General features: G+C 53.8%; 15 protein-coding genes and 2 pseudogenes. 2 read left to right on the forward strand and 15 right to left on the reverse strand.

The genetic code is table 11. The annotated features are described in order from the left end of the window. Nucleotides 1–11: 11 nt before the first annotated feature. The 7 genes and pseudogenes from RTH74_RS10670 to gorA all read right to left on the reverse strand — a co-directional run bounded on the left by RTH74_RS10670 (nucleotide 12) and on the right by gorA (nucleotide 5,112). A complete protein-coding gene (locus RTH74_RS10670; protein WP_099524210.1) occupies nucleotides 12–482 on the reverse strand; it encodes a hemerythrin domain-containing protein in 471 nt (156 codons plus the stop codon). A gap of 100 nt (nucleotides 483–582) precedes the next feature. Beyond that, nucleotides 583–714: pseudogene (locus tag RTH74_RS10675) on the reverse strand (general stress protein); the annotation flags it as partial. Between the two features lie 109 nt (nucleotides 715–823). Continuing rightward, a complete protein-coding gene (locus RTH74_RS10680; RefSeq protein WP_179544837.1) occupies nucleotides 824–1,678 on the reverse strand; it encodes an SDR family oxidoreductase in 855 nt (284 codons plus the stop codon). A gap of 25 nt (nucleotides 1,679–1,703) precedes the next feature. Next, nucleotides 1,704–2,570: a UTP--glucose-1-phosphate uridylyltransferase GalU gene (gene galU, locus RTH74_RS10685; protein ID WP_099524218.1), complete on the reverse strand. Its 867-nt coding sequence runs from the start codon at nucleotides 2,568–2,570 to the stop codon at nucleotides 1,704–1,706. Nucleotides 2,571–2,739: 169 nt separating this feature from the next. Continuing rightward, nucleotides 2,740–3,120, reverse strand: coding sequence for a VOC family protein (locus RTH74_RS10690; RefSeq protein WP_099524221.1), 381 nt, complete (start codon nucleotides 3,118–3,120; stop codon nucleotides 2,740–2,742). Nucleotides 3,121–3,122: 2 nt separating this feature from the next. Beyond that, a complete protein-coding gene (locus RTH74_RS10695) occupies nucleotides 3,123–3,746 on the reverse strand; it encodes a trimeric intracellular cation channel family protein (protein ID WP_003460159.1) in 624 nt (207 codons plus the stop codon). A 7-nt stretch (nucleotides 3,747–3,753) separates the two neighbouring features. Further along, nucleotides 3,754–5,112: a glutathione-disulfide reductase gene (gene gorA / locus RTH74_RS10700; protein WP_316914624.1), complete on the reverse strand. Its 1,359-nt coding sequence runs from the start codon at nucleotides 5,110–5,112 to the stop codon at nucleotides 3,754–3,756. Nucleotides 5,113–5,184: 72 nt separating this feature from the next. Between gorA and RTH74_RS10705 the strand changes: the two genes are divergently transcribed. Then, entirely contained in the window at nucleotides 5,185–5,607 is a 423-nt protein-coding gene (locus tag RTH74_RS10705) for a VOC family protein (protein ID WP_316914625.1), read from the forward strand. A gap of 48 nt (nucleotides 5,608–5,655) precedes the next feature. On the opposite strand, the gene galU (RTH74_RS10710) is transcribed toward RTH74_RS10705, so the two are convergent. From galU (RTH74_RS10710) to RTH74_RS10730, 5 genes are all read right to left on the reverse strand, one after another. Continuing rightward, on the reverse strand, nucleotides 5,656–6,495 hold the full coding sequence (gene galU, locus RTH74_RS10710; RefSeq protein WP_179576505.1) for a UTP--glucose-1-phosphate uridylyltransferase GalU: 840 nt from the start codon (nucleotides 6,493–6,495) through the stop codon (nucleotides 5,656–5,658). A 42-nt stretch (nucleotides 6,496–6,537) separates the two neighbouring features. Continuing rightward, complete coding sequence (locus RTH74_RS10715; RefSeq protein ID WP_316914626.1) at nucleotides 6,538–7,899, reverse strand: UDP-glucose/GDP-mannose dehydrogenase family protein; 1,362 nt, start codon at nucleotides 7,897–7,899, stop codon at nucleotides 6,538–6,540. A gap of 312 nt (nucleotides 7,900–8,211) precedes the next feature. After that, entirely contained in the window at nucleotides 8,212–8,613 is a 402-nt protein-coding gene (locus RTH74_RS10720) for a type II TA system antitoxin MqsA family protein (RefSeq protein WP_316914627.1), read from the reverse strand. Nucleotides 8,614–8,615: 2 nt separating this feature from the next. Next, nucleotides 8,616–8,912, reverse strand: a complete 297-nt coding sequence (locus tag RTH74_RS10725) for a type II toxin-antitoxin system MqsR family toxin (protein WP_316914628.1) — start codon at nucleotides 8,910–8,912, stop codon at nucleotides 8,616–8,618. 424 nt (nucleotides 8,913–9,336) lie between these two features. Continuing rightward, nucleotides 9,337–11,907: a toll/interleukin-1 receptor domain-containing protein gene (locus tag RTH74_RS10730; RefSeq protein ID WP_316914629.1), complete on the reverse strand. Its 2,571-nt coding sequence runs from the start codon at nucleotides 11,905–11,907 to the stop codon at nucleotides 9,337–9,339. Nucleotides 11,908–12,304: 397 nt separating this feature from the next. Between RTH74_RS10730 and RTH74_RS10735 the strand changes: the two are divergent. Beyond that, nucleotides 12,305–12,503: pseudogene (locus tag RTH74_RS10735) on the forward strand (DNA-binding protein); the annotation flags it as partial. 449 nt (nucleotides 12,504–12,952) lie between these two features. Here RTH74_RS10735 and RTH74_RS10740 read toward each other — a convergent pair. The 3 genes from RTH74_RS10740 to RTH74_RS10750 are packed head-to-tail and all read right to left on the reverse strand — an operon-like array spanning nucleotide 12,953 to nucleotide 15,434. Beyond that, nucleotides 12,953–13,705: a hypothetical protein gene (locus tag RTH74_RS10740; protein ID WP_316914630.1), complete on the reverse strand. Its 753-nt coding sequence runs from the start codon at nucleotides 13,703–13,705 to the stop codon at nucleotides 12,953–12,955. 54 nt (nucleotides 13,706–13,759) lie between these two features. Further along, nucleotides 13,760–14,530, reverse strand: a complete 771-nt coding sequence (locus tag RTH74_RS10745; RefSeq protein ID WP_316914631.1) for a hypothetical protein — start codon at nucleotides 14,528–14,530, stop codon at nucleotides 13,760–13,762. A gap of 22 nt (nucleotides 14,531–14,552) precedes the next feature. Further along, a complete protein-coding gene (locus tag RTH74_RS10750) occupies nucleotides 14,553–15,434 on the reverse strand; it encodes a hypothetical protein (protein ID WP_316914632.1) in 882 nt (293 codons plus the stop codon). Nucleotides 15,435–15,466: the final 32 nt, after the last annotated feature.

Here is a 15,466-nt window from a genome sequence, read left to right on the forward strand (position 1 = left end):
ACCACTTGTACTCAAGCCGCTTTGGCTTGCGCGCCGCTCTTCAGGGATTTGCGCAGCACTTCCATCGATTCGCCCAGTTGCTCCAGTTGCTGCTTGCTCAGCAGCTTGCGGGCCTGCGGGAACATGTCGCGCTCCTCTTCCTCGATGTGGTGCTCCAGCAGTTCCTTGAGCACCTTGACCCTGCCTGCGAATTCGAGCGTGGATGGCGACGTTTCCTTGATGTCGGGCAGTACCAGCGCCTCGACGGCACGGTGCTCCTCCTTCGCTTCGATGGCCAGCACGGCGTCATCCTTGCTGCCAGCGCGCCTGAAGGCGGGATAGAAAATCTGCTCTTCGAGTTCGGTATGGACCTTCAATTCCTGCTCGATCTTGAGCAGCAGCTTCTTACGCGTCTGCACCGCTCGCTCAGTGGTTCCTTCCAGTTTGCTCAGCAGGTCTTTGACGGTTTCGTGGTCCTTCTTCAGCAGTTCGATGGCATTCATCGTGTTGCTCTCCTCAGGTCTACCAATCACATCGACAAAAATGCCAGGGCCCGCTGCAAAGCGGGCCCTGGTATGACAGTCACGACTCGCGGCTGCTTTTGGTTTTCTGACCACCTTTGCGTCCGGCCTCGGCGGCTCTCTGACGGTCATTGGCAAAGTTGCCGCCGCTGTTGTGACCGCCCTTACGGCCGGCTTCGGATGCTTTCTGACGATCGTTTGCGAAGTTACCCGGATTTTTACTGGTCGCCATTGCTGGTACCTCCTGATAGTGACTCGCGAGGCGTTATTGCCTCTACATAAAATGAGGCAGGCTCTGCCACGAGTCGTTCAGGCTTTTTTCATCAGCCGTTGACCACGCTGCCGCCGTTGACATGCAGCATCTGCCCGGTGACGTAAGAGGCATCGTTGCTGGCCAGATAAACGAATGCCGGGGCAACCTCTGCAGGTTGTCCAGGGCGCCCCAGCGGCGTGTCGGCGCCGAACTCGGAGACCTTCTCGGCGCTGAAGGTGGACGGGATCAGCGGCGTCCAGATCGGCCCGGGTGCAACGCCATTGACGCGAATGCCACGTGGCGCCAGGTTGATCGACAGCGAGCGGGTGAATGAGGTGATCGCGCCCTTGGTCGAGGAATAGTCGAGCAGCATCGGGTTGCCCTTGTAGGCCGTCACCGAACTGGTATTGATGATGCTCGAGCCCGGCTGCAGATGCTCCAGGGCGACCTTGGTCAGGTGGAACATGGCGAAGATATTGGTGCGGAAGGTCTGCTCCCACTGCGCCTGGTCGAGGGCCTCGAGGTTGTGTTCGGGATGCTGTTCGCCGGCGTTGTTGATGAGGATGTCGATACGCCCCCACTTGGCGATCACCGCGTCGACCACACACTGGCAGAAGCCGCCGTCGCCCACGTCACCAGCCAGGGCGATAGCTTCGCCGCCGTGATGTTTCACCTCGTCGAGGGTTTTCTGCGCATCTTCATCCTCGTTCAGGTAAACCAATGCAACCTTGGCGCCTTCCAAGGCGTAGTGCACGGCGACAGCGCGGCCAATACCGCTGTCGCCGCCGGTGATGATCGCCACCTTGCCGGCCAGTTTGCCGGCGGCGCGGTAATCATCGGCAAGGTAGATCGGCTCAGGGTGCATGGCGTGTTCGACACCAGGTTGCCGCTGCTGATGCTGAGGCGGCAGGGTCTTGTCGTTCATCCTTCACTCCTCCTTTCGCACGTGTTCAGACGGCCTTCAGTTGCGGGCTCGCAGTCATCACCGGATGAGTCTTGTGGCGGTTCTCGAAGCAGAAGTTGGTGGCCTGCACGTAGCCTTCGGCCGAACCACAATCGAAGCGGCGGCCCTTGAACTTGTAGGCCAGCACACAGCCTTGCTGGGCCTGCTTCATCAGCGCGTCAGTGATCTGGATTTCGCCGCTCTTGCCCGGCTCGGTCTGCTCGATCAACGAGAAGATGTCGGGCGTGAGGATGTAGCGGCCGATGATTGCCAGATTCGACGGCGCGTCCTCCGGGTTGGGCTTTTCCACCATGCTGTCGATGCGGAAGATATCGTCGCGCAGCGCCTCACCGGCAATCACGCCATAGCGCGAGACTTCGTCCATCGGCACTTCCTGAATCGCGACGATGGAGCAGCGGAATTGTTCGTAGAGCTTGACCATCTGGGTCAGCACGCCGTCGCCGTCAAGGTTCAGGCACAGGTCATCGGCCAGCACCACGGCAAAAGCCTCGTCACCGATCAACGGGCGACCGGTCAGAATGGCGTGGCCAAGACCTTTCATCTCCACCTGACGGGTGTAGGAGAAGGTGCATTGATCGATCAGGTGACGCACACCACTGAGGGATTTTTCCTTACCGGTGTTGGAGATTTCGTGCTCCAGCTCGTAGCTGATATCGAAGTGATCCTCCAGCGAGCGCTTGCCGCGACCGGTGACGATAGCAATTTCATTGAGCCCGGCCTGCAGTGCTTCTTCGACGCCGTACTGGATCAACGGGGTGTCGACCACCGGCAGCATTTCCTTGGGCATCGACTTGGTAGCGGGAAGAAAACGGGTGCCGTAACCGGCCGCGGGAAACAAACATTTCTTGATCATGGGTTCTATTCCAATTGAGTGACTCGGTAATAGAACCTGACCCGTTTAGAACCTTTACGGTTCAAGATATTTCAGCAGGCGCCGTCTCGCTGCTGCAATTTTGCGAAGTGCGACACCCCGACCTCAGCAGGTGGATACGGAGGTGCCGCAGCCAACGACAAGCCGCCCTCTAGGCGAGATAACGGCTCACTTCGATCAGATTGCCGTCCGGGTCACGAAAATACACCGACTCGATAGGTCCGACGGCGCCTGTACGTGCCACCGGCCCCTCCTCTACCGTCACGCCCTGCTCGGCCAGGTGAGCCATTACGCGCTCCAGCGGCCACAGGGTGATCAGGCACAGATCGATGGCGCCCGGTGTTGGCTTGATCGCCTTGGGCTCGAACTCTCGCCCGGCCTGATGCAGATTGAATTTCTGCTGGCCGAATACCAGAGCGCTACGCCCGGCACCGAAACGCTCGTGGCGCATGCCCAGCACACGCTGATAAAAGTCGACGGTAACGTCGATGTCCGCCACCGTCAGTACCAGATGGTCCAGTCTCTCGATCATGTTCAATGCCTGTCCAGAAGATGAAAACGTGGCAACCCGAGGTGCCAGTGAATCGCCGCCAGGCGCGCTGCCAGTACCACGAACATTGCCGCTGCGGTATCCAGCCAGTGCGGCGTGCCCAGAGCGCGCAGACCGATAAAGGTCAGTGCGCCGGCGATGCAGGCCGTGGCATAGATTTCCTTCTGGAAGATCAGCGGAATCTCGTTGCACAGCACATCGCGAATCACCCCGCCAACCACACCAGTCATCACCCCCATGATCACCGCGGTGCTGATCGGCGTACCGTGTTGCAGCGCCAGTTCAGTGCCGTACACGGTAAACACAGCCAGGCCGAAGGCGTCGGCGATCAGCAGGCCCTTCTCGTGAATCGGGCGGGTCATGCGTACCCAGGCCACGGTGCCCAGCGCCGCCAGGGAAGCGACCAGGATGTAGGTGTCATCGCGAATCCAGCTGACCGGATGATTGTCCAGAATCAGGTCGCGCAGCGTGCCGCCGCCCAGCGCGGTGACGATGGCCATCACCAGCACACCGAACAGATCCATGGATTTGCGCCCCGCCATCAGCGCACCGGTGATGGCGAACACCGCTACGCCGAACAGGTCGGCGACATAGAAAAGCTTTTCCATGCTGTCCTCAGCGGCTGACCGGCGTACGCAGGGTGACGAACTCCTCGGCGGCGCTCGGGTGCACGCCGATGGTCTCGTCGAAGATCTGCTTGGTCGCACCGGCCTTCAGCGCGACAGCCAGGCCCTGAACGATCTCACCGGCCTCCGGGCCGACCATATGGCAACCCAGTACGCGGTCGCTATCGGCATCGACCACCAGCTTCATCAGCGTGCGCTCGGGGTTCTCGGTCAGCGTCAGCTTCATCGGGCGGAAGCGGCTCTCGAAGATCTTCACCTTGTGCCCGTCCTTGATAGCCTGCTCTTCGCTGAGGCCGACGGTGCCGATGTTCGGCAGGCTGAACACGGCGGTGGGGATCATGCTGTAATCCACCGGCCGGTACTCATCGGGTTTGAACAGCCGGCGAGCCACGGCCATGCCTTCGGCCAGCGCAACCGGGGTCAGCTGTACGCGGCCGATCACGTCGCCCAAAGCAAGAATCGACGGTGTGGAGGTCTGGAACAGGTCATCGACCTCGACGTAGCCGCGCTTGTCCAGCTTGACCTCGACGTTCTCCAGACCGAGGTTATCGAGCATCGGCCGGCGACCGGTGGCGTAGAACACGCAGTCGGCCTCCAGTACGCGACCATCCTTGAGCGTCGCGGCCAGGCTGCCATCGGCCTTGCGTTCGATGCTGGCGATGTCAGCGTTGAACTGCAGGTCCAGGCCCTTCTTGCTCAGTTCATCGCGCAGGTGCTCACGTACCGCACCATCGAAGCCACGCAGGAACAGCTCGCCGCGATACAGCAACGAAGTCTGCGCGCCCAGGCCATGGAAAATCGAGGCGAACTCCACGGCGATATAACCGCCGCCGACCACCAGCACGCGCTTGGGCAGTTGTTTGAGGAAGAAGGCCTCGTTGGAGCTGATGGCGTGCTCGCGACCGGGAATATCGGGAATCTGCGGCCAGCCGCCAGTGGCGATCAGAATACGTTCAGCGCTATGCCGCTGGCCGTTCACTTCGACGGTATGCGCGTCGACGATACGCGCATGACCTTCGAACAGACTGACACCACTGTTGGTCAACAGATTGCGGTAGATGCCATTGAGGCGTTCGATCTCGCGGTTCTTGTTGGCGATCAATGTCGGCCAGTCGAAATTCGCATCGCCCAGCGACCAGCCGAAACCCGAGGCCTGCTCGAAGTCATCGGCGAAATGCGCGCCGTACACCAGCAGTTTTTTCGGTACGCAACCGACATTGACGCAGGTGCCGCCCAGATAGCGGCTCTCGGCGACCGCAACGCGGGCACCATAACCAGCGGCGAAGCGCGCCGCACGTACGCCGCCGGAACCGGCGCCGATCACGAACAGGTCGAAGTCGTAACTCATGGGGTATCTCCTTGGCAGACGAGGAGCATACCGTAAAGGCCCGCGCTAAGCTGAACGCCGGAGGTGAAGAACATGCGCCCTACCCTGACTCACCTGGCTCTGCACGTCCCCGATCTCGACGCCTGCATCGCCTTCTATCAACGTTTCTGCGCCATGCAGGTGATCCACGAGCGCCCCGGCAAGGGCACACGCATCGTCTGGATGGCCGAGCCGGGCAAGGAACACCAGTTCATCTTTGTGATCATGCCGGGTGGGCAGGACCGCAACCTGACTGCCAATGACTACAGCCACTTCGGTTTTGCCCTGGGCAGCCGCGCAGAGGTCGATCGCATCGCCGCCATGGCCGAAGACGACGGCTGCCTGATCTGGGCACCACGCGACGAACCCTATCCGGTTGGCTATTACTGCGGCCTACGCGACCCGGCCGGCAATTACGTCGAGTTCAGCTACGGCCAGCCATTAGGGCCTGGCTCCGAGGAAATGCCCATCCCCTGAAATGCAAAACGCCACCCGAAGGTGGCGTTTCGTTTACCTGAAGGCGTATCAGAACGCCTTGCCGGTCTTGTACAGGTTCTCGAAGCAGAAGTTGGTCGCGTCGATGTAACCCTCGGCGCTGCCGCAATCGAAACGCTGGCCCTTGAACTTGTACGCCATCACACAGCCCTGCTGGGCCTGACGCATCAGGGCGTCGGTGATCTGGATCTCACCACCCTTGCCCGGCGGCGTGCTGCGGATCAGGTCGAAGATGTCCGGGGTCAGGATGTAGCGACCGATGATCGCCAGGTTCGACGGCGCGTCCTCGGGCTTGGGCTTCTCCACCATGTTGCTGACGCGGTAGATGTCCTCGCGAATCATCTCACCGGCGATCACGCCGTATTTGTAGGTTTCGTCCTTTGGCACTTCCTGAATCGCGACGATGGAGCAGCGGAACTGGTTGTACAGTTTGACCATCTGCGCCAGTACGCTGTCGCCTTCCAGGTTCAGGCACAGGTCGTCGGCCAGCACCACGGCGAACGGCTCGTCACCGATCAGCGGCTGGCCGCAGAGGATGGCATGGCCCAGGCCTTTCATTTCTACCTGGCGGGTGTAGGAGAAGCTGCACTCGTCGATCAGACGACGGATGCCAACCAGATACTTCTCTTTGTCGGTGCCCTGAATCTGGTGTTCAAGCTCGTAGCTCACGTCAAAATGGTCTTCCAGCGCGCGCTTGCCGCGACCGGTGACGATGGAGATCTGGCTCAGACCAGCCTCCAGCGCTTCTTCGACGCCGTACTGAATCAGTGGCTTGTTCACCACCGGAAGCATTTCCTTGGGCATTGCCTTGGTAGCAGGCAGGAAGCGCGTGCCGTAACCGGCAGCGGGGAACAGGCATTTTTTGATCATGGGACTCCCTAATGGGGACGGTTGGAATGCGCGCTCAGTCTATCAAGCCGCGCTAGCCTTACAACTGCCGCTTGCAGGTCGACCGATGCCACGATAAAGAAAACCCAGCTCCGCCAACTGATCGGCGTCATAGATATTGCGCCCATCGAACAGCACCGGCATGCGCATCGCCCCGCGAACGCGCGGGAAATCCGGCTGGCGAAACTGCTTCCATTCCGTCACCAGCACCAACGCATCCGCCCCCTGGGTGACGGCATATGGGGATTCGCTGAGCATCAACTGCCCCACCTCCACGGCCGACGCATAGCGCGCAGCCACGGCTGCCGTGGCCGCAGGGTCGCAAGCCTGCACCTTTGCGCCTGCAGTCAGCAGTGCATCGAGCAGCACCAGGCTGGGCGCCTCGCGCAGATCGTCAGTACCGGGCTTGAATGCCAACCCCCAGAGCGCGACGACCCGCCCCTGCAAGTGGCCATTGAAATGCTCGCGCAAAGCCTGGAACAGCAGCGTCTTCTGCAGTGCATTGCGCGCCTCGACCGCACGCAGGATGCCCGGCTCGATGCCCTCGTGCTCAGCCGTACGGATCAACGCCTTCACATCCTTGGGAAAGCAAGATCCGCCGTAGCCACAGCCGGCATAGATGAAGTGCGTGCCGATGCGCCGGTCGCTACCGATGCCACGACGTACCTCCTCGATATCCACACCCAGCCGCGCGCAGATACCCGCCATCTCGTTGATAAAGGAAATCTTGGTCGCCAGAAAGGCATTGGCCGCGTACTTGCTGAACTCCGCAGCGCGCACGCCCATGCACAACAGGCGGTCGTGATTGCGCAGGAATGGCGCATACAGCCGGCGTAGCAACTCGCGCCCACGTTCGTCGTCACAACCGACGATCACCCGATCGGGGCGCATGAAATCCTCGACCGCTGAACCTTCCTTGAGGAACTCCGGATTGCTCGCCACGGTCACCCACGCCCGCTGCTCCCGACGCGCCAGACCAGCGTTGATGCGCTGCGCCACACGCTCAGCGGTGCCCACCGGCACCGTGGATTTGTCCACCACCAGACACGCATGATCGAGCCGTTCTCCCAGATCGTCGGCAACCGCCAGCACATGGCTCAGATTGGCCGAACCGTCCTCGCCACTGGGCGTACCCACCGCAATGAAAATCACCTCGGCGCGGCGGATGCCGGCCTTCAGCTGCGAAGTGAAGTTGAGCTGCCCAGCGGCCAACTGCGCCTTGAGCATCGCCTCCAGGCCAGGCTCATAGATCGGCACCTCACCTCGCGAAAGCATCGCGACGCGCTGCGGATCTCGCTCGACGCATACCACCTGATTGCCCATCTCGGCAAAACAGGTGGCCGTCACCAAACCTACGTACCCTGCTCCAATCACGCATATCTGCATCGCAGCATCCTCCTGACCTATGCTGCGATTGCAACCAATCGCGGTGGCAGCGATATGAAGGAAAGGCGACGGAATGATGACAGGCAGCGGCTGGAAACGCTGATATGAGGCGAGGTTCATTCGCACCCTGCCAGGATGCTGCGTAAAGATGGGCAGACTAGAAAAGCCAAAGCCCCTGTAGGTTTCCCTGCAGGGGCTTTGTGTAGGTGAAGGGGTTAGAACCCGTTTCGGTAGAGTTTTAGGTCGTGCCATACCTGCTGAATACGGGCGTCCCGCCCGATTCGTAGCTATCCAGAACTATGACTTCAACACTCAGCCTGCACGCAGCTCGTTGATCAACTCCGGGTGCCGACCCAATATCTTGAACAACTGCACCAGCGGTTGCGGTGCTTCCGTGCTGCCTCGCTCGTAGCGAGAAAACGCATTCGGCCCGCCGCCGAACAGTTCGGCCGCTTCGCGCTGACTCAACCTCAGCTGCTTACGCACAGTACGAATCAGCACCTGAGTACCGTTCTGGGCGTTCACTTGCTGGCGAAACTCGTTCATGCCACGCATAACGCGCTCACTCTCAGCCGGCCCAGTCAGGGACTCGCCACAGGCATCGCACCAGTCAGCCGTTACTGCAGTAATTTGGGTGGTCTGGCCCTTGTAGGTGAAGGGCATATCGCGGGTGTCGTGAACCAGTTCCGCCCCGCCGCATACTGGACATTTCATGGTCACTTCTCCTTGAAGGAAACGATTAGCAGATCGGCCACCAGCGTGAACTTCAGATAGACCAGCCCGAATTCGGTGTCGGGTCGGTAAACGTCCTGCCAGATAGTATGATCCGCATAGGTTGTCATGCTCTTGAAAAAGTCGCGGCTGCTCAGGGCACTGATGACGGCCAACATGTCGGCCATCTCCATACCCAGCTCGGCGCCTCCTTCCAGAGCTACGCGGGTGAAGCGATAACGCTGCTCGGTTACAGCCTGTTTCACCAGCTCAAGCTTGAAATGGGGTTTGCGCTTTTCCATGCAGCACAAAATAACCTTTTAGGTTAATTTCTTCAAGGGAGCGTCGATACCAAACGACAAACGCCAGCAACTACGCAATGAGTTGCTGGCTGGTGCCGAATCCAAGCCGGCAGAGCCCGCTAACCAGCGATATTTCGCTAGCCTGCGTGAACGTGTACGGCGGTCCAGGCAATCACCTGCTCCATCGAATTGAAACGAGCGGCTGGCTTGGCTGATTAGCGTCTTGCGCCGAGAGAAGAGCGACAAGCCAGAAAGCAACAAGCCCCGAAAGCTTGTTAGCTTTCAGGACTGTAGGTATTGCGAAAGTGGCGGTGAAGAAGAGGCTCGAGCCCGTTTCGGTAGCGTTTCAGTCCATGCCAAACCCGCTCAATACGGGGGCCTGCCCTGACCGCCTGCTCGATTCGTCACTATGATTTTGCCACCACTACCCTTTGCCGCGTTTTTTTTGATCCATATACCTTTGACCTTGCACGGATATACCTAATAACTCGGAAAGCTGTTGCTTTTCCTTATACTCAACAGGAAACATATAGATATGCTGAACTATCAGCTCTTTCAAGATACGCAAACACACCGGACTATTCTTTAGCTTTTCAGTTGTTTTTTGAATCGATCCAATATTCAGAACCCTTTTAAACTTCAGTTCAACAGCTTGATTTATAAGGGTATATGCCGGCGTATTCTCATCATTCTCCAAGGCCTCATAGACCTCATAGGCTTCCTTCGATCCGATTGAATATGCAATCTTTCTCACAACGCCATTAATCACGCCATAAGTTATATGGAGATAGGTGCTTTCTGCATGTTCTTGAACCTCTCTATCACTCAGAGAAGGATTCTCATATAGGACTTTGGCGATATACTTAATCAGCTCTTTTTTTGAAGAGTCTGATATTTTTATAAAATAATCTAAAAAACGCAGACCTGTCGCAGTCCCACTTGATGCCAAATCATAGAGCGCGGTTCTCGTCATGGTCGCATGTCTATTTCTAATTATCTGCCCAGCAATTTCCATGCCTTTAAATGACTTATTAATGTTAGCCAGTGTATCGGGAGGATTTAAATTAGTCTCACTAGAATCCGCTTCCAACTCAGCATCTGTTCGCTCAATTTCATCCAAAGCCCGATTCTCAGCGTCTCTTTCCTGCTGTATTTCTCGCTGCTCCAAAATGAGCTCAGGAATCTTCTTCATGAACTCATCCATAAATGAAAGCTGATCTTTGGTTAGAGTGGCTTTTTCATTTCCACCAAACAACTCCGAGAGAACATGTTTAATCTTATTAAGCACCCACGAATCTTTCGTATGATGCGTAATAAAAATCAGAATATTTGCGTAATCCTCTCGATGAAGCTCACTCAGCAAGACATCTACCTTATCCTGTACAAGCTGGCTATCAGAGAACCCTTCCGCGAATTTCTTACCAACAAAAAAATAATAAATATACGGGTACTTGAAGCTTATTCTGCCTTGCTTGATCGTTAGGATTGAATGCGCAAGCAATTTATCTAGTGTCTCTTCCTTGTCAACAGATAGGTATAACTCCCCATACTCCTCAAAAAAACCATCAACCTGTGCAGAATTAAGCCCACCACCTGTCAAAAACATCCGCCACGATATTTCAGTAAGAACGTTGAGATATCTCTCATAGTCCTTGCCATTTATTTTTGCCTTCTCAAAGGACTGATAAATCAGCTGCTGATAGCAATGCCCATATGAAGTTAGATCTATATTTTGCTGAGCATATGCCTCAAACATTTGCATAATCATAAGAACATAGATTGGCTTAGGCGGAACTATATTCTTTTTTATCACACTGTTCAGCTGATTTTTAAGCTCATCACATCTGGAATAAAGTGTTGATTCTTGAATTGACTCCTCAACACCGAGGGATATCCACTTACGAATAACCTCTTCCCTTTTAAGATTCCCAAACCCAAGCAAATCTGACGATATAAAGCCTGAAAGAGCTGGAACCTCAGCCGAAATATAATTAAACGCGCTGTGACACGTAGCAATCACCCAATCGAATTGCTCGGCCACCTGCTCAACAAACAAATTTCTATGCTTATTATTTAGGCCTATCCTATCAAGATTATCCAGCAGTAAAATCCTTTCAGGATGCGCCTTAAATCCCTCCAGAGTCAGGCCCTCATATTGCAATTCAACTTCTTTCTCTAGACTTTTTGCGGGATCAGTTTTGCTTACAGACTCTGCATCCAAATACAAGGGAAGCTTCCCTTCAAGCGCAAATTCTTTAAACAACATCTTTAGTAGAGATGTTTTACCTTGCTGCTCCTCGCCGAGAACCAAATGCAATCCGCGCTCTTTCAGATGCTTGCCAGATTCAACTATCTCAATTTCTATTTTATTTTTAGGCTGATAATCAAGTTCCACATCTGGATAAACATAAATATCGCTAAGACGTACCTTGTCAACCTTTCTGTGAGTCAAAACAATTTCCGTATCTTCTATCCATTGCTCTTGGAACTTGGATATAGATATTTCTGTAGACTCTTCAATAAGCGTAATTTGCTGAGAAAGCTCTTCTTTAGCCTTGAATTTTGAAATCAATTCCCTTAGTCGGGTAACGACGTCCAGCCACGCAGAGTCCTTATCAGCCCACAACGCTACAGGATTGGCGTCTTTAGGCACTGCTTGATATTTTGAAAAACCTGCTCGTTTCCAATCACAAGCGCGAATTATTATCGCCACAATAGTGGCCAGTCCTTCTTCATGCATCGCCATAGCTTTTCCAAGCTCAACATCATGGCAATAATCAGATGCAAGAAAGCTTGAGCTTATTAATAAAATAACAATCTGGGCAGACTCAAGATTGCTATCAATTTCATTCTTCCACTCATCACCAGCAGTTATTTTTCTATCATGCCAGACAGAAACCTCCCCTTCACGCCGAAGCATAGAGAGATGCTCTTCCAGCTCCTCCCTATATACTTCGTCTTTGTGCGAATAACTGATGAAGACCTTTTTGCTCATAACAATATCCCTTGTTAAGCGTGGCAGCTTTTCGTTTTTTATATGTATCATGCCCCATAAGCTCAGTCGGCTTTACCACCTTTCTGGCAATACCAGGGTCTTACTGCTTACGATGTAAACGTTATTTCATATTCTGATTGGACAAGCTTGAATTGGCTTGGTCGTACTCAGAGCTTGTCTACCCTGCATCTGGCGCAAGCTGGCCGCTGCCGATCCATAGCACAAAGCTAGGGAGAAGCTTAACCACCCATCCTCGGGGCTGACGCGAGCCTTCCGGTGATGCAGGTTCTTCCATCTGCGCCAAGTGATATCAGATTGCCTTACCTGCTTGTCAAGCCCAGACTTAATTCACACAGTAGGCTCTCAGCTACTGAAACGGGTCTTGGCGGAACAGAGCATGGAACTGGAAGAGCTGGAACCTTCGAAACCGATAGGCCACACAACAGGACGTGGAAACCGTCGGGTCCTGGGTCGACCGCAACGGCCTGGCTTACGACACCGCGCGTGCATAGGCAATGACAGGCGTTCTTCCCACCGTAAAGCTAGGCAAACGCCGCCTGATCAGCAACGCCCTACTCCGCACCTGGCTGCTTGAACTGAGTACGCCCCGTCTCAGGATACGCTCAGGCAGCCGTGCCTCAAACGCCAGTGTGAGGCCAGGCTCACTCGTACCTTGTCAGGAAGCTGCGTGTACGCACCCTGTGTACTCATGACGTTTAAAAGTCATGAGACAGAAAGCAAAAAGCCCCTGTAGGTTTCCCTACAGGGGCTTTGCGAAAGTGGCGGTGAAGAAGAGATTCGAACCCGTTTCAGTAGCGTGTCAGTCCGTGCCAAACCCGCTCAATACGGGCTTTTTGCTCCCCTCGCCCGCTCGATTCGTCGCTATTCGGCTCTATGATTTCGACACTTTTTCGACACAATTCCTAAAGAACCTCTATAACAGACACACCTTTACTAGAAGCTAGCATCCACTGCCCATACTTCATATCAACTAAGTCTTATTATCGCCCACCACACATAATCCGCAAACTACGCCCCCAGCAATCTACAGCTTACCTTCTTTTGCTGCCTGAGCCAAAAGCACTTTAACCCTGCCATCTCTACCTAGAAATATTTGATAAGCACTTATTACCAACGAAAAAACCAATGCCATTATAGAAACCCAAAAACTTATTGTTGAGTCCTTAAGATACTGCCCTACAAGCTCATTCTTGCCTCTAAGATCCGAGCTTAATTTCTCCATATCACCTGAAATTAAAGCATATTTATCACCAAGCTTAATCCTTATATTCTCAAAATTATCCTTTTGAGCTAACTCAAGACCTTCAAAAGGATTGAGCTGTTCATTTTCCAGCACAATCAAGTCAACTTTCTCAAGACTTTTGGCGTCACTCTTATGCATATATCCATCATCGGTATACGAACTATATGATACAACACCTCTCTGCCCTGACTCTTGCTCTTTTTCCTTCAAAAAATAATCCGACCGAATATCCTCTAGAATTTTCGACATAGGCGTATTGTAGTCATAATAATCCTCGCTAGAGTCAAAAACCCTAAAAAAACCTCTCTCTACATACCGTCTGTTTTCATAAATATTCTTCACCGCCCTTAAATCGCCGTCATTATTTATGGCGGAAAATAGTTTTGACTTTATATACGACTTTCCAACATATAAATCTCCGCTACTCAGGAGAGAAGTGGCAATCCATATGATGATATTCACAGAAATAAAAACAAAAAATCCAATTAGAAGCCCTGCATAGGCCATTTTTACAAATCTGAAAATAGAGTCCAACGCATTCTCCTTGCTCGTTAACAAGCGTGACTTTATAGAATTGTTATTTTTTATTTAGCCCATCGGATTAAAGCTGCTCGCCGCAGTGCAATAGCGCGTCTTCATGCGATCACTGCTTGTCTTGCGGTCACTGTCATAGCGGGCACGCCAGGTTCTGCACTGTTCATGAAAGTACTGTTTCGCGGCCTTGCGGCATTCTCGATAGTCGATTGATCCGCGCCGGTGATTGCCGCAGACGCTGGTGCCGTCAATGTCGTTGTTCACTACTACCCATTCCGCCAGGTAGTTGCTGCCGCCGTTCCAGCTCTTTATCCACTTGGCTACATGCTGGCGGCTCGTCTGCTTGGTTTTGCGTTGCTCTGTTCGTGGCGTCGCTGCAGCTATGCGATGGGTTGCGGGCGGTGTGTAGGTGCTGGCCGGCTGCTTGGGCGTGTAGTTCTTATCACTGAAAACGTTCTGCGAACTGGCGATCGCCCTCGCCTTCTCTTCCTCTGTCCACTGGATCGACGCATGTTGCTGAGGCTGGCTTACCGGCTCGTATGCAACCCGTTGCGCGGGTGCATCGATAGGAATGGATGGCAGGCTTATATGCTCTTCCGGCTCGCTGTAGGGCTGTGGCGCCGGTTGCTGGCTGAACAGCGGTTTGCCGTCTACGTGGATCGCCTGCTTGAGCTGATCCACATTGATCACGATTGGCTTGGCAAACAGCGCGATCACGCCCCAGGTAATCGCGGAACCCACGCCCAGAATGGCCACCATTCGCCATGGGCGGGGCTTCTTTTTACTGCGTAAATAGTCTGGTGCGTCGTCCCAGTCTGACCTCATACCGCCTCCTTGCCGTGGCTGTCTATTTCCTCTGCTTTCTCTTTAACTTCTCTCGGGCCAAGAGAGCTTTTTCCCTTGTAGACAAAATACCCTCACGCCCCGCAACATATTTTTCATACGCTTTATCTCTTAAAAAGTCTTTAGCAACTTCATCACTAAAGACCAAATCAGGGCTAATCCCTAAAAATGCTCTCTTCGCACCGCGAATTTTTGGATATACTTCCGCAAACTCATGTTGAATAAAGTGAAATACGGCAGAAAGCAAGCGCGGCCCAACAGCAGATTGAATTAGGGCATAATGGATTTGATTATTATCAAGCTCACCGGCAATCTCCAGCAAGTTAATCACCTTGCTCACCACCATATACTTGAACGCACCAAAACTAACAACCCCATCAGTCATAACTCTAAAATATTCATTCTTAGTGTCATAACCTCTTTCAGTTATCCCTTTATCTCCTTTTGTGACGTAACAATATACAGCACTAAACAGCCCCAACTCACACTCACGTTCCTTACACGCTAGCGTAACCTCATTTCTTTCAAACTCGTCTAGCATCTTAAAAAAAGTGTTTTCTAGCGACTGCAGATGAATCGCCCTTAACTGCATTTCAAGAAGATAATTCCCCTCTTTGAAAACCTCCCTAGATTCCTTTAACTCTACCCTTTGAAGATTAAGTGTAGCGACCAACACCAGAACAGAGACAAATCCCAATATTGGATTTAGCGTGCCACCAACAAAGTCCCCAAACTGACCCCAGACTTCCTGACTGGAACTTTTGGCACCATCAAATTGTGAAAAATATTGATGCAAAACCACTACTGCGGCCACTGCTACAATCGCAACAGCAATTTCAACAATCCACTTCTGAAGAAAACGGGCGATAGATTTAACGTACGACACACTTATTCCCTTTCATATTAATGGGCATACCA

Origin of the sequence: Pseudomonas sp. zfem001 (assembly GCF_032621725.1) — a bacterium.
In the GTDB taxonomy this organism is placed as follows: Bacteria; Pseudomonadota; Gammaproteobacteria; order Pseudomonadales; family Pseudomonadaceae; genus Aquipseudomonas; species Aquipseudomonas sediminis.